14 protein-coding genes are annotated in these 14,616 nt (G+C 53.4%); 1 reads left to right on the top strand and 13 read right to left on the bottom strand.

Going from position 1 to position 14,616, the window contains the following annotated elements; all coding sequences use genetic code 11:
* Window positions 1-27: 27 nt before the first annotated feature.
* The 9 genes from B9T62_RS05460 to B9T62_RS05420 all read right to left on the bottom strand — a co-directional run bounded on the left by B9T62_RS05460 (window position 28) and on the right by B9T62_RS05420 (window position 10,466).
* Window positions 28-1,770, bottom strand: a complete 1,743-nt coding sequence (locus B9T62_RS05460; RefSeq protein ID WP_087914337.1) for a sensor histidine kinase — start codon at window positions 1,768-1,770, stop codon at window positions 28-30.
* A 91-nt stretch (window positions 1,771-1,861) separates the two neighbouring features.
* Window positions 1,862-2,956, bottom strand: coding sequence for a type 2 periplasmic-binding domain-containing protein (locus B9T62_RS05455; protein WP_245864352.1), 1,095 nt, complete (start codon window positions 2,954-2,956; stop codon window positions 1,862-1,864).
* A 69-nt stretch (window positions 2,957-3,025) separates the two neighbouring features.
* The gene (locus tag B9T62_RS40515; RefSeq protein WP_245864351.1) at window positions 3,026-3,544 is read right to left on the bottom strand and encodes a type 2 periplasmic-binding domain-containing protein; all 519 of its coding nucleotides are present in this window, start codon (window positions 3,542-3,544) and stop codon (window positions 3,026-3,028) included.
* A 21-nt stretch (window positions 3,545-3,565) separates the two neighbouring features.
* Window positions 3,566-4,447 carry a carbohydrate ABC transporter permease gene (locus B9T62_RS05450; protein ID WP_087914336.1) on the bottom strand — a complete coding sequence of 294 codons (882 nt, stop codon included), beginning with the start codon at window positions 4,445-4,447 and terminating at the stop codon, window positions 3,566-3,568.
* 17 nt (window positions 4,448-4,464) lie between these two features.
* Window positions 4,465-5,394 (bottom strand): ABC transporter permease, encoded by a 930-nt coding sequence (locus tag B9T62_RS05445; protein WP_087914335.1) that lies wholly within the window; start codon window positions 5,392-5,394, stop codon window positions 4,465-4,467.
* Between the two features lie 926 nt (window positions 5,395-6,320).
* A complete protein-coding gene (locus tag B9T62_RS05435) occupies window positions 6,321-6,746 on the bottom strand; it encodes a hypothetical protein (RefSeq protein ID WP_087914333.1) in 426 nt (141 codons plus the stop codon).
* 159 nt (window positions 6,747-6,905) lie between these two features.
* Complete coding sequence (mdh, locus tag B9T62_RS05430) at window positions 6,906-7,847, bottom strand: malate dehydrogenase (RefSeq protein ID WP_087914332.1); 942 nt, start codon at window positions 7,845-7,847, stop codon at window positions 6,906-6,908.
* A gap of 122 nt (window positions 7,848-7,969) precedes the next feature.
* Window positions 7,970-9,265: an NADP-dependent isocitrate dehydrogenase gene (gene icd / locus B9T62_RS05425; RefSeq protein WP_087914331.1), complete on the bottom strand. Its 1,296-nt coding sequence runs from the start codon at window positions 9,263-9,265 to the stop codon at window positions 7,970-7,972.
* Window positions 9,266-9,353: 88 nt separating this feature from the next.
* Complete coding sequence (locus B9T62_RS05420; RefSeq protein WP_087914330.1) at window positions 9,354-10,466, bottom strand: citrate/2-methylcitrate synthase; 1,113 nt, start codon at window positions 10,464-10,466, stop codon at window positions 9,354-9,356.
* A gap of 352 nt (window positions 10,467-10,818) precedes the next feature.
* Here B9T62_RS05420 and ytvI point away from each other — a divergent pair, with 352 nt between their 5' ends.
* The gene (gene ytvI / locus B9T62_RS05415; protein WP_087914329.1) at window positions 10,819-11,934 is read left to right on the top strand and encodes a sporulation integral membrane protein YtvI; all 1,116 of its coding nucleotides are present in this window, start codon (window positions 10,819-10,821) and stop codon (window positions 11,932-11,934) included.
* A gap of 89 nt (window positions 11,935-12,023) precedes the next feature.
* Here ytvI and B9T62_RS05410 read toward each other — a convergent pair whose 3' ends face one another.
* The 4 genes from B9T62_RS05410 to B9T62_RS05395 all read right to left on the bottom strand — a co-directional run bounded on the left by B9T62_RS05410 (window position 12,024) and on the right by B9T62_RS05395 (window position 14,607).
* Window positions 12,024-12,422 carry an FxsA family protein gene (locus B9T62_RS05410; RefSeq protein WP_087914328.1) on the bottom strand — a complete coding sequence of 133 codons (399 nt, stop codon included), beginning with the start codon at window positions 12,420-12,422 and terminating at the stop codon, window positions 12,024-12,026.
* Window positions 12,419-12,955 (bottom strand): acyl-CoA thioesterase, encoded by a 537-nt coding sequence (locus B9T62_RS05405; RefSeq protein ID WP_087914327.1) that lies wholly within the window; start codon window positions 12,953-12,955, stop codon window positions 12,419-12,421. Before B9T62_RS05405 ends, B9T62_RS05410 begins: the two co-directional genes overlap by 4 nt.
* Window positions 12,956-13,031: 76 nt before the next feature.
* Window positions 13,032-14,219 (bottom strand): MFS transporter, encoded by a 1,188-nt coding sequence (locus B9T62_RS05400; RefSeq protein ID WP_087914326.1) that lies wholly within the window; start codon window positions 14,217-14,219, stop codon window positions 13,032-13,034.
* A gap of 139 nt (window positions 14,220-14,358) precedes the next feature.
* Window positions 14,359-14,607 carry a hypothetical protein gene (locus B9T62_RS05395; RefSeq protein WP_087914325.1) on the bottom strand — a complete coding sequence of 83 codons (249 nt, stop codon included), beginning with the start codon at window positions 14,605-14,607 and terminating at the stop codon, window positions 14,359-14,361.
* Window positions 14,608-14,616: the final 9 nt, after the last annotated feature.

The raw sequence follows: 14,616 nt of genomic DNA, 5'->3' as shown, positions 1-14,616 counted from the left end.
TAGTATGATACCTCTGTCACTCTCTTCTTACAGCTCCGACCAGCAGATAGCAACCTTCAGGCCTCCAAGCTCAGACCTTTCCATGCTCAGGCCCGAGCCGCTGCTGAAGCGGAGCACCAGCCGTTGATGCACATTGCGCAAGCCGCAATTGCCTGCCGCTTCCTGGCTGCGCTTCAATGAGGCAAGCAGAGCCTGCAAGGCCTCCTCAGTCATGCCGACACCATTATCCTCCACAGTAATGACATATACAGGTCTGCCGTTAACGTTAAGGGTCTCCCCTCTGACTTGAATCAGCGCCTCTCCTTCCTTCGGTTCAATGCCATGGACAACGGCATTCTCCACCAATGGCTGCAGCAGCAGACGGGGAATGCTCAGCTCCATCAGCTCTTCCGGCACTGAGATCTCGAAGCGCAGCCGCTTCATCCGCATCTGCTGAATGGACAAGTAGTTGTCTACCAAGGTGACCTCCTCGCGCAGCGTCGCCTCCTGCTGGTCCACGTGCGTGGTATAGCGGAAGAAATCCCCCAGCTTCACGGCCATGGCCATAACCGTCTCCTTCTCTCCAAGCCGGGTCATATTCTTGATAAAGAATAAGCAGTTATATAGAAAATGAGGGTTGATCTGCGACTGCAGCTGCTTCAGTGTGGCTTCCCGGGAACGCAGCTTCTCGGCATACACGCGGTCGATCAGGTCACCGATCTGGACGGTCATGTTGTTGAACTGCTCAAACAGATACCCGAACTCATCGTTTCGGTTGCGGGGCAGGCGGTAGGCGTAGCTGCCGCCCTCCAGCTTCTTGGCCGCAACATACAGCTTGCGGATCGGCACCTGGATGTTGCGGTACAGCAGGTAAGCGGAAAGCACAGCCAAGGTGACCAGCAGCCCCATAAACAGCCACATCAGTTTACGGCTGGTGGTAATCGGCTGCAGAATCTGCTCCAGCGGCACATATTCGATCAGTGCCCAGTCCAGTGCAACCGAAGTAGTATAGCTGACCATGTACACCACTCCTTCTACCCTGGCGGTGAAGGTGCCCTCCGCTTCTCCGCCAGACTGCCCGCTAAAGCGCACGGCAATTTCTGAAATTTCCCTCTGGTCAGATCCTGCCGGGGAAATCACAGGCGCACCGGCATGATACAGAAATGGCACCCCTGAACTCTCTCCCTTGAATTCATCCAGCATCCCCGCCAGATCGCGGATATTTACCCGAATCTCGGTAATGGTGTTGGCATCCGCAGCGGCACTCAGCGGGGCAAAGGGCTGGGATACCCACCAGACGAACGCCGGACGTATATGGGGAAGCTGCGGATCGTCATATTTCCATACCAGCTGCTCGTATCGCTGTTCCTGCAGCTTTTGTAGAAAATAATCGTTGTAACGGACTGAAGAATGTGTGCTTACCATCTCGCCTGAGTTCGCAGCATACAGCGTGTACGCATGCTCCCAGCTGCCATAATTGATCGAACTCAGCTCTTTGCCTGACTCCAGCTTATATTTAAGCTTGGTATAGTCGGTGGCGTTCTCCTCCATCTGGGTGAACTTCTGAATGTCGGTATCCTTGTTCAGATTGGCTATAGAGCTAACGAAGTTATTGAACTCGCTGTCCAGCCGCTGCATATAGAAAGACAGCCGGCTGCGGCTGTTGGTTTCAATCTCCTCGCGCACTACGCTGATACTCACCTGGCTCACATACATTAACATCAGTGTAAGCGGCAGGAGCACCATACATAGAATTAACAGCACTTTTTTGAACAGGTTCGCCTTCGGCATTCGTTAAAGCCCCTTTGAATGGAGAAACCCTCCGGCATGCGCAGACTGCAGGGCACCGGAAGGTTCTTCCTTCTATTTTAGTTGCTATCCCTTATGGAGTCTTGACGGACTGGTACCATTCGTTGACTTCCTTGGTGATGGTCTCCCCGCCGGAGCTGTTCCACTGGCTTACGAATTCATCGAAATGCTCCAGCGGAAGATCGCCGTAAATGATCTTGTTGAAGGTTTCCTTCTCCAGCTGGGAGAGGAAATCCCAACGTTTCTTCATCGTTTTGGTGTTGGAGCCGTTGAACATATTGGGCATCGCGCTCTCACGCTGCTCATAGTTAACCGCGCCGGCCTTGATATTGCCTGGCAGGTCCATGGCCGCTTTCTTCTCAAACGTGCTCTGCGGCTCTTTCCCTCCGGCCAGCTCACTCATCGTCTTCATCATCTGCGAAGGAATGCGCGCACCATCAAAGGTCAGCGTGTATTTAGGCGCAGGCATAAACGGAGCATCTGCCGGGAATTGCTCGCTGTCCCATACAGGCTGGCCATCCTTCAGTATATAATCGTACCCCTCCAGGTAGCCATACTCCAAATCGCTGCCCTCGACGCCCTGATTGTCGAACAGGTAGTTGATGTACAGGAACAGCGCTTCAGGATGGGCGAACTCTTTGTTGATCAGAATCACGCCGTTGGAAGTTCCCGATTGCCCGCGGCCCACCTTGCCGTCCGGTCCTGCCGGCAGCGGATAGGCGCTGTATTCGGCCTTCGGATCAACCTCCTTGACACCTGGCAGCACCCAGCCATAGGCCCAATAAGGGGCAGTCACGATTCCGGCTTTGCCTGCTGCAAACAATTCCAGTGCTTTGCCTGCATCCTGCAGTCCGGCTTCTTTATGAATATAGCCTTTGCTCATCCAATCGCGCAGCTTGGCCAGCACCGGCTTCACTTCCGGCTGGACTGACCCGTACTCCAGGTCCTTACTGTCGCTTAGATTCCATTGATTGGGGATGGTGCCATAGGCGCCGAACAGAAAGGCTGTATCCGCCGGTCCCCAGGTTTTGAAGCCGTCCTTGATACCTATGGCCAGTCCGACCGTATCCTTCTTGCCATTGCCGTCCGGGTCCTGGGTAGCAAAGACCTCCATCATCTTCTCCAGCTCCTCCACGGTGGACGGCGCCGTAAGTCCGAACTTCTTCATCCAGTCGTCACGGATCCAGAGCACCGGATCATTGTTGTATGCATAGTCCAGTACCGGAATGCCATACCGCTACCCATCACGGGTGTACGGATTCCAGACTGTAGGATCTTCAGCTAATGCACTCTTCAGGCTGTCTCCGGCATACTGTTCGAACAGGTCATTAATCGCCAGGAACTTGCCGGAATCAATCAGCGCATCCGCCACATCCTGCGAGCCGCGGAACTGGATCACATCGGGCAGTGCTTCATTGGCCGAGAGCATCAGCCGGATCTTGGTATCGATTGAGCTGCTGTCAGCCGTCCACACATAATCCAGGTCAATGTTGAATTTGTCCTTGGCCCACGTCTTATGGGGGTTGTTGTTAATATCCTCGCCACTGCGGAAGGTCACATCCGCTGTCAACTGCCGGGCCACCTTGATCTTGACCGGCTCCTTGTATTTCCCGTCAACAATCTCATTACCGGCAGCCCCTTCAGCCGGTTTGCTGCTGCTATTGTTGTTCGCCTCTCCGCCGCAGCCTGCCAGCAGGGACAAGCCCAGCGTAAGTGAAAGTACCGTGGAGATTAATTTAGCGGATTTTGTGCTCATGTTCATTCCTCCTGTATGTGTTTACTCTTTTACCGATCCGAGCACAATTCCTTTGACGAAAAAGCGCTGCAAAAACGGATAGACTAAAATAATCGGCAAGGTAGCGATAAATATCTGCGCCGTCTTGACTGTCCGGTTGGACAAGGCCTGAATCTCATCCGCGCTGACGCTCATGCTGCTGAGGTCACGCTGAACCACTATAGTCTGCAGCAAGGTGGACATCGGATATTTGGCCGCATCGGTGATATAGATCAGTCCGTCGAACCACGCATTCCAGTGACCTACCATCGTGAACAATGAAATAGTAGCCAGTGAAGGCAACGAGATCGGTAGATAAATGCTGCGCAGCGCGCGGAAGTGCCCGGCCCCGTCGATAAAAGCAGCTTCCTCCAGTGCCTTCGGCACAGCGGTGCGGAAGAAATTCATCAGCAGGATCGTATTGTAGACGCTCATGGCACCGGGAAGCACCAGCGCCCAAATGCTGTTGATCAGCCCCATTTTCTGAACCACGATATACGTCGGGATTAATCCCCCGCTGAACAGCATCGTGAAGACAAAAAACCAGGCGTACATATCGCGTCCTTTAAATTCATTGATTTCCTTGGACAGCGCATACCCTACCAGAATAGACAGGAGCAGGGACAAGCCTGTGCCCAGCACGGTACGCAGCACCGAGATACCGAAGGATGACATGAAACGGTCATTCCCAAGCGTCACTTTATAGGCATCCGTCGTAAATCCTATCGGCCACAGCTTCACCAGGTTCGCATCCGCCGCTGTAGAAGAGCTTAACGATACGGCCAATACGTGAACAAGCGGCAGAATACAGAGCAGAGCCAAGAGAGACAGGAATATTCCGTTTACAATGGAAAAAATGCGGTATGATGTGGAGCGGTAATGCATACGGTGATCCTCCCTTTCTAGAAAATGCGGTAACCTGCCAGCTTGTAAGCCAAACGGTAGGAAATAGTAATCAGTACCAGACTGACAATCGATTTGAACACCCCGACTGCCGTACCAAAGCCGAAGTCGCCTCCAATCAAGCCTACGCGGTATACATAAGTATCGATGATATCGCCTTTTTCATAAACCAGCGGATTATACAGGTTAAAGATCTGGTCGAATCCGGCATTTAGAATATTGCCCAGCGATAAGGTGGCTACGACTACAGCAATCGGAATCATCGTCGGAATGGTAATCGACAGCACCTGCCGCCAGCGGTTGGCTCCATCAATCACTGCCGCTTCATACATCTCCGGATTCACCCCTGCAAGCGCTGCCAAGAAAATGATAGTGGAGAAGCCAAAATCCTTCCAAACATCACTGACAATTACCGTTATTCGGAACCAGGTACCGTCTCCCAGGAAAAACACAGGCTCCAGTCCGAACAGTCCCAGCAGTTGGTTGACCAGCCCGCCATCCGTGGAGAGCATATCCAGCAGAATGCCGCCGAGTATAACCCAGGAGAGAAAATGAGGCAGATACACGAAGGTCTGGATGACCCGTTTCAGCATTATTTTGCGCACTTCATTCAGCAGCAGCGCAAACACAAAAGGCACAATCAAATGAGCAATGATCTTCAATGAAGCAATCAAAAAGGTATTCCATATTACCTGTCTTGCATCCGGGTATTCAAACATCAGCCGGAAGTTCTCCAGCCCGATCCATTCGGAACGGAAGAAGCCCAAATGAGGCTGAAAATCCTGAAACGCCATCACCAGCCCAAACATGGGCAGATAACAAAAGACCAGCACGATCACGATACCCGGCAGCAGCATCAGGTGCAGCGGCCAGGTGGTTGACCATTTCCAGGCCTGCTTTTCTCTTGTCTTCAACCTGCTCCCCCTCATAACTACTAACGTAATGTGACCGGTCATCACTCTTTAAGTGTAGTTTCCGCGGGGGAATGCGATATATCAATGTCTTAAGATTCGTGGAACTATATTAAGGGATATCGATAACTTTCTCGATCCCACCCAAACCCTCCCTTCCAAGGGAGGGCCCCAAAGGGCTCTGCCCTCTGGACACCTGCAAGCTTGGCGAATGAGTCTGGCGGTACTGTGATTAGGGGGCTGGGAGGGAGGAGCGCTTATCCCTGCGGGACCGCTTGGACGCCGCTGATGCTGGCCGGGTATCCCTGACGGGATGCTCGGCCGGGGGTTAAGTTCAAAGGCGGGCTGTTCCTGCGGAATGCGCAAGATCTTAAGAGCAAGTGCGGGCTGTTCCTGCGGAATGCGCAAGACCTTAACGACAAAGGCGGGCTGTTCCTTCGGAATGCGCAAGATCTTAACCGCACAGGCGGGCTGTTCCTGCGGAATGCGCAAGACCTTAACGGCAAAGGCGGGCTGTTCCTTCGGAATACGCAAGATCTTAACCGCACAGGCGGGCTGTTCCTGCGGAATGCGCAAGACCTTAACGGCAAAGGCGGGCTGTTCCTGCGGAATGCGCCAAAAGCTTATCAGCGACAGCCATTTGTACGTAACAAGAGTAAATTATAGTTTCTTACAACGGTACTACTTAAGTTCAACCAGGTATTATAGGTCCTTTTTGCCTCTTATTCCACCATTCCCCGCTCCTCAGCATAATTCAAAGGCCTTTTTGCCTCTCATTCCACCATTCCCCGCTCCTCAGCATAGTTCAAAGGCCTTTTTGCCTCTTATTCCACCCTTCCGCGCTCCTCTAAGCAAGCGTCTCAGGCAGCAGCCTTACAGCACACAAAAAGCTCCCGGGAGACCTGCCCCGGGAGCCTTCAATTCTGCTACAAACAACAGCAAATCTAGATAATATCGTCGTACACCATGAAAAATACCATCACAATCAGCGAAACCATCAGCAGCGTGCTCATCAGCCGGATCTTGGCCGTCTCGGCAGAGACATCGCGGTTCTCGCGCATGCCGGCAGCAGCCACCCGCAGTGGTCTGCTGATAATGCCGCCTAATGCGAACATAGCCAGCAGCAGCACCACTACAACTGCCATCCAGGCAATCGAATATTCACCTTTGCTCATCATATAGCCGCCGGTAAGCAGCTGCACCACCAGCCCGTATTGGGCGAACCGGTTAAAGCCGCCTACGGCATTCATCGTGCCCTCACGGGCAGGTGCGGACAGCTTGGCCGCGCCGCTGAGGATAAACGGCAGAACCAGGTAGAATCCAAGCGCCAGCGTCCCAATCATATGTAGAAAAAACAACACGTGACCCATAACATATCGCCTCCAATGTTTTCAGTGATAAAAGTTACATTTATAGTATAACGGAAAACAAAACACAAGCAAAGAAGAAACGGCTTCTTTGTCCTTCAAAAAAAGAAAAAGGAATATCCCGTGAAGGGACATCCCTGATAATACTTACCTGGCCACTGCTCAAAATACCACACCGTCTGTCACGGCACGGACGGAATCCGCAGACCTATCCAGAGCCGCCTTCTCGTCAGCGGTAAGCTCCAGCTCAAAAATCTTCTCGATCCCTTCGCCACCCAGCAGCGCCGGGACGCCCATAAACAGATTGTCGTAGCCGAATTCACCTTCCAGGAGAGCAATCACCGGAATAATCCGCTTTTTGTCCTTCAGGATGGCTTCAGTCATCTGCACCAGCGACGCGGCAGGCGCATAGTAAGCGCTGCCGTTGCCAAGCAAGCTGACAATCTCCCCACCGCCAACACGTGTGCGCTGCACAATCTCGGCAATGCGCTCTGCCGGAATCAGCGTATCAATCGGAATGCCGCCAACACTGGAATAACGCACCAGCGGAACCATATCATCGCCATGGCCGCCCAGCACAAAGCCGCGCACATCCTCAACCGACACATTTAGCTCCTGGGCAATAAATGTACAGTAACGCGCCGTATCCAGCACACCTGACTGGCCAATCACACGGTTCTTGGGGAAACCAAGCGTTTCATACGCCACATAGGTCATGGCATCCACCGGGTTGCTCAGAATAATCACAATACATTCCGGCGCTACCCGCTTCACATTCTCACAGACCGATTTCACAATACCGGCATTGGTATTGACAAGATCGTCACGGCTCATGCCCGGCTTGCGGGCGATGCCTGCTGTAATAATCACAATGTCGGAGTCTGCAGCATCGTCATAACTGGCGGTTCCGGTAATCTGGCTGTCGAACTTCTGAACTGGACCGGCTTCCAGCATGTCCAATGCCTTGCCTTTGGTCGGATTCTCCAGTACAGGAATATCCAGCAGCACGACATTGCCAAGTTCCTTCTGGGCTAACATAAGCGCCGTAGTGGCTCCGGTGAACCCGGCACCCACGACTGTAATCTTGTAACGTTTGATGGCCACGTATTGACCTCCTAATGGGTAGTAAAGAACAATGCTTCCGCCCGGCGCTTCATATCAGAAACACCGAGGGGAAGCATAGGCTTAAGCAATACAAGCTTAGGTTTGTGTGCGCAGCTCCAATATTACAAAGAGTTGATGATTTCGTCAGCGAACGCCGAGCATTTCAGCTCTGTGGCGCCTTCCATCTGACGGGCGAAATCATAGGTAACGGTTTTGTTGTTAATCGCGGTGCTCATGCCCTTGTAGATCAGGTCGGCAGCTTCCTGCCAGCCCAGATGCTCGAGCAGCATCACGCCCGACAGAATCACGGAACCCGGATTCACCACATCCTTATCGGCATACTTAGGTGCAGTACCATGGGTAGCTTCAAAGATGGCATGGCCGGTAAGATAGTTGATGTTCGCTCCCGGAGCGATTCCAATGCCGCCGATCTGGGCAGCCAGTGCATCGGAGAGGTAGTCTCCGTTAAGGTTTAGCGTTGCAATCACATCGAAGTCGGTTGGGCGTGTCAGCACCTGCTGCAGGGCGATATCAGCAATCGCATCCTTGATAATGATCTTGCCGGCAGCTTCCGCATCCTTCTGGGCCGCATTGGCCGCAGCTTCACCGTCACGCTCCTTGATCACATCATATTGGTTCCAGGTAAACACTTTATCGCCGAATTCCTGCTCGGCCACTTCGTAGCCCCAGTTCTTGAAGGCTCCTTCGGTGTATTTCATAATGTTGCCTTTATGCACCAGAGTCACGCTCTTGCGGCCATGTTTGATTGCATATTCGATGCTTGAGCGAACCAGGCGCTTCGAGCCTTCCTCAGACACCGGCTTGATGCCGATACCGGATGTTTCCGGGAAACGGATCTTATTGACACCCATTTCATTCTGCAGGAACTCAATGACTTTCTTCACTTCAGGCGAACCTTCCTGATATTCAATACCGGCATAAATATCCTCCGTATTCTCGCGGAAAATGACCATATCCACCAGCTCCGGACGTTTGACCGGGGAAGGAACTCCATCGAAGTAGCGCACGGGACGCAGGCATACGTAGAGGTCCAGCTCCTGGCGCAGGGCCACGTTGAGCGAGCGGATGCCGCCTCCAATTGGGGTGGTCAGCGGGCCTTTGATCGCTACAAAATACTCACGGATTGCTTCCAGCGTATCATTCGGCAGCCATTCACCATATGTATTGAAGGCTTTCTCGCCGGCAAATACTTCGTACCAGGCAATTTGCTTCTTGCCGCCATAGGCTTTGGCTACTGCCGCATCCAGCACTCGCTTGGACGCCTTCCAAATGTCGCGGCCGGTGCCGTCGCCTTCGATAAAAGGAATAATCGGCTGATCCGGAACCTGAAGCTTGCCATCCTCGATTGTAATTTTCTGACCTTCCGTAGGCAGTTCGTATTGTTCGAATTTCAACATCAGTGTGTATTCCTCCTAATAGTTATAGTCAGACAAGTAACGCCAGGTACCATTCTACTAGACCAGGGGAGCGGCCTGCAAGGCCGCCTTATCTTTCGTCCACCGGAACGTATTTCTGTTCGATCAAACCGGTGTATTCGGCACGTGGACGAATGATGCGGTTATCTTCGTATTGCTCCAGGATGTGTGCAGTCCACCCGGAAGTACGACTGATGGCAAAAATCGGCGTAAACAGCTCGCGTTCGATGCCCAGCTGTGTATAGACCGAAGCTGAATAGAAGTCCACATTGGGCTTCAGACCCTTCTGGCCGGTAATCAGCTCTTCAATCTTCACGGACATATCATATAGCTTCGTATCATTCTTCATCGTGCCCAGCTCATGCGACATCTTCATCAGATGTTTCGCGCGCGGGTCACCATTCTTATATACCCGGTGGCCGAAGCCCATAATCTTCTCACGGCGTTCCAGCTTCCCGGCGATAAAAGCTTCCACCGCCTCCAGGCTGCCAATCTCCTCCAGCATCTTCATAACGGCCTCATTGGCTCCGCCGTGCAGCGGACCTTTGAGCGCGCCAATAGCCGAGGTTACACCAGAATAGATGTCTGAAAGTGTTGCAACCGTAACCCGGCCGGCAAAAGTGGACGCATTCAGCTCATGATCGGCATGAAGCACAAGCGCCGTGTCCAGCGCCTTCACGGATACCATGTCAGGCTCCTTGCCCCACAACATGTAGAGGAAGTTCTCGGCAATCGTTGCCCCTTCCTTGGGCTCTATCGGCTCAAGGCCCTTGCGAATCCGCGCCAGTGCAGCCACTACTGTAGGAAGCTGGGCCTGCAGCTTCACTGCCTTGATTTCATTTGCTTCCCGGCTCATATCGTCGGCGGCTTCGTCGTACAGGGCCAGACTGGATACGGCGGAGCGCAGCGCAGCCATCGCATTGGCTGTCTTGGGGTAGAGCTTCATCTGGGCAATTACCTGCTCAGGAATCTTGGCAAAAGAGCTGAGATCACGTCTCAAGGCCTGCAGCTCAGTTGCTGTCGGCAGACTGCCGAACCATAACAAATAAGCGATTTCTTCAAATGTTGCCTGCTCCGCGAGTTCATCAATATCATACCCCCGATACGTGAGCACACCGTCTACAATTGAACTGATCGAGGATGTGGCGGCAACGACGCCTTCCAAGCCTTTGGTAGCTGTCATCTTATCTCTCTCCTTTGTGAGCAAGGGTATTCAAAGCCATTTCCGATCCATGAAAACATTTACAATTTGAAATATCCAAACCATGTAAACCACTGCAGATTAGAACCTTTATTCATCATACTGGATTTTGACGGTTATGTGAACAATGTGGAAGCTTCGCCCTAGATCAAATGATTTTATCGCACAGATAGAAAAAAACTTCTAATCCTACTGTTTCATGATTGCGCTTCCAGTTTATATAGGAAGGCCGTTTCCGGCTATATAATAGCCTGTTAGTCTTTAACTCCAACATAGGAATATATATAAGACGAGCTGCTAATATCCTGCATAGCAGGGCTGGGAGGGTACGGAAATGGACCATCTGGGAGTAAAAAGAGTGCTGCGCGGCCTGGGGGTTCTGCTTGCCTCTGCTGGAGTGCTGCTTGCACTATATGTGTTGCTGCCTCTGCTCTACCCCTTGCTGCTGGCCTGGCTGCTGGCCTATGTGATGCATCCGCTGGTGGTCATCCTCAGAGGCTTCAGGCTGCCCGCATGGCTGGCCGTCCTGCTCTCGCTGCTCTTCTACCTGGGTGGAACAGCGCTTGTGCTGACCGCTCTGATCACCCGGCTGGTCAAGGAGCTGATCGTCCTGCTGCAGACTTTCGATCTGCATACCGACCAGTGGCGGGAGCTGCTGCTGTCGTGGAGCAGGAATGCGAGCATCCAGAATATTATTAACCAAATCAATCAGTTCTACCACGATAATCCAGACTATCATGCTACGATTGACAGCAATATCAGCAGAACCACGCAGAGCGTTGGCCATGCGGTAACACAGGTGGTGACTGGATTCTTCAATTTCATCCTCAATCTGATCTCCGCCCTGCCCAGCATGGGCACCGTGCTGATCGTGGTGGTGCTGGCCGCGTTTTTTCTCAGCACCGGCTGGGAGCGGCACAACGCCAGATTGTCCGGACTGCTGCCTGCTCCGCTGCTGAAATCCGTTGCCGGTGTCTGGACAGACCTGCGCCGGGCATCGTTCGGCTATCTGCGGGCACAGCTGATTCTGATCTTCATTACCGCAGTTCTGGTCATCTCGGGATTGCTGCTGCTGGGTGTGAAGTCCGCTTTTGCCATCGGGCTGATGGTTGGCTTCGTGGATCTGCTGCCTTATCTCGGCGTAGGCATCGTCATGCTGCCCTGGGCGCTCTACTCCTATATGACCGGAGACCTTGCGCTTGGGGTCGGCTTGTCCGTGCTGTATGCGGTCATCCTGATCACCCGCCAGGTGCTGGAGCCCAAGGTGCTGGCCAGCAGTATCGGTCTTGACCCGCTCGCCATGCTGATCGGCATGTTCGCCGGCCTGCAGCTGTTCGGCATGCTGGGCCTGATCTTGGGCCCGGTGCTGCTGGTGGTTCTCGCCGCATTCCGGCGCGCCGGCGTCTTCCGGGCGCTGCACGGTTACATCGTCAGCGGCAGGCTGCGCTGAAGCCAAAAACATACCGCTAAGCAAACAGAGCGGCCCCGTCCTCTCATGACAGGTGCCGCTCTATTCAGATCAAACGGTCTTCTACTTCGTTACCGGCGGTAGAAGGTGAAGGTGCCGTTTTTCATTTTTTTCTCAACCCATTTCAGCAGAAAAGCCCGGTACAACGGGCGGGTCAACGGAAACACGAGACTGAAGCCTATAAGGTCGGTCACGAAGCCCGGCAGAATCAGCAGCAGACCCCCAAAGAAAATACATAACCCATCCAGCATCGTCCGGCCGGGCACCCGGCCCTCCTGTATATGCTGCTTGCTGTCCTGCAGCACCTTCTTGCCTTCAAAGCGCATCATCAGCAGACCGATGACCGAGGTAGCCAGCACGAGCAGCAGTGTTTTGGGTGCTCCAAGATAACCTGAAACAAGGATGAATCCGAATAATTCCACAGCTGGGATTACGAAAAGAGCAGCCCACAGCCATTTGTTTCTAATCATGTTGCTCCCCTTTCTTCCCGCAGCGCGCCGGTTATAGCGTGATACAGCTCCGGAAGGGCCCGGTCCAGCCGGGTTGGCTTCCACTCTCGGTTCAGCCAGACATGGCTGGTTGTACCGGTGACCAGCAGCTGACCTTGCGGTTCATAGTCAGCAAGCGCCCTTCCAATCTCCGCAGAGTTCTGAGGACGGTCTATTCCGCTGTCTTCCGGCGCCGGAAGCCGCCTGATTTCATATTCATAAGCGACTCTCAGTGCCGAGAAGACAGTCAGACGCGCATATACGGTGATAAGATCATCATATCGCGCCGGACTTTTAAATTGCAAATCTGCAGCGGTCACGGGGAGCAGCACCCCCTTGCTCTCCAGCCCACGGTAGGTGAAGCCCAATTGACGGAACATTTCCGTACGTCCGCACTCAAACCAGTTCAGGTAGTTGGCGTGATATACCACCCCCATCTGGTCACTCTCCTGATAACGGACCCGAAAGCCGGAAGTATACCATCGGCTGGGCAGGCCTTGTCTGCTTGATTCCATAACCTGATACTCCTCTCTGCTTGAATAGAAACCACTCTGCTCCACCCTTAACTAACCTATGCTTCAAGGGTCTGCTTTACCCTCCGGTATTGCCCGCAGCGTTCGGTGCGATTGGAACAGGCCGCCGCTTCGAGCTGCGGGCCACATAGACCAGCAGAACAGCACCGGCCGCCGCACTGATCATACAGGACATATTCATCACGTCCACTCCCCCGCGGTTTAGCAGGAACCCGTTCAGCAGGTTGCCGAGGATGCCAGCGAAGCCGGTGAAGACCATATTGAACACACTTTGACCTGTCGCCTGCATCTCCGCAGAAGTGATCTGGGATACATATTCGACGGCCGCGATATAAAAGAAACCAAAGGACAAGCCGTGCAGCACCTGCACCCCGATCATAACGGATGGGTAAGGGAAGGCGACCTGGATGCCCCAGCGCAGGACATAGATCAAGGCGCCCAGCAGCAGCGTGCGCTCCCTGCCCAGCTTGCGGATCACCCTGGAGGCATAGAACATCGAAGGCACATTGGTTACCGAAGCCAGAAAAAGCGCAATCCCGGCATACTGGGTTGAACCACCAACCGACTGAAAGGCCAGCACAAAATACGTGCCGAACGCCGTCATCGTCTGATTCACCAGAAAGCTGCCGCCCAGAAAGGCCAGAAACACACGGTTCCCCAGCAGCTTCCGCACCCCTTGGGTGAAGGACTGGCTCATCATATGGTTCTCTTCCGCCTGCTTCGGTAAAGTAAAGGCAACACCTACCGCGATCAGATTGAAAAAGAGAAATGGCATCCAGATCGTGGACACGGTGAACCTCGCTACATACATCCCGCCTGCATAAGCCCCCACAGCGGCCCCAATGCTCATCATCAGCCGGATACTGCCATAGGAGGACCCAACCTTGCTCGCGGCCGCTATGGCGTAAGAATCAGCGATAGGGGCCTGTGTGGACGAGAAGATGGTAGATACGGTGTATACCATCAGCAGCACAATGAAATATTCGGAGCGGTAGAACACAGCCAGCAGAGCAGGCACCGCCACACTAAGGATGAGCACAAGCCGGGTCTGATTATACCTATCGGAGATAATTCCCCACATCGGCTGAATAGTGATGGCAATCAATGTTCCCGTTGCCATCAGGATGCCAATCTGTCCACTGTCGAGTCCGTTATGGACGAGCAGCAGGGTCAGGTAAGAGCCGAAGGAGCCGCCCGCCAGACCCAGAAAGAGATAGAAGCCGCGAAGCTTGAGCAGTTTAGTCATGTATGCAATAAGTCCTCTCCGTTCCTTTTTTACATAATACCTATACCTTAACCTGCCATCATCGCATCTACTATATCATAACTGGATAAGGCGGTGGGCAAGTGAATAGAAATCAGAGATTAGCCAGTCAAGGCCGTTGTTACACGGACAAATCCCAAACCAGCCAGGCACGCGAATGCGGCTTCGGCTGGGCTTCCGCTGCTGCCGGGTCAATGGCCGTCAGTCCCAAGCTGAAGCCGCCCATGGGCGGAATCATGCTGCAGAATACTGCCGCCGTAGCCGTGCCTTCCTGCCCTGGCCGCAGAGGTGACGCCTTCAGTGTGAAGCGGGTATATCCAAAAGCTGCGGCACGCCCTGCAACCACCAGCAGTCCCGCGCTCTTCTTCACTGCCAGATC

This window comes from Paenibacillus donghaensis (genome assembly GCF_002192415.1).
In the GTDB taxonomy this organism is placed as follows: domain Bacteria; phylum Bacillota; class Bacilli; order Paenibacillales; family Paenibacillaceae; genus Paenibacillus_AQ; species Paenibacillus_AQ donghaensis.
The sequence above is the reverse complement of the archived record's forward strand: the minus strand, read 5'-3'. Positions and strand labels throughout refer to the sequence as shown.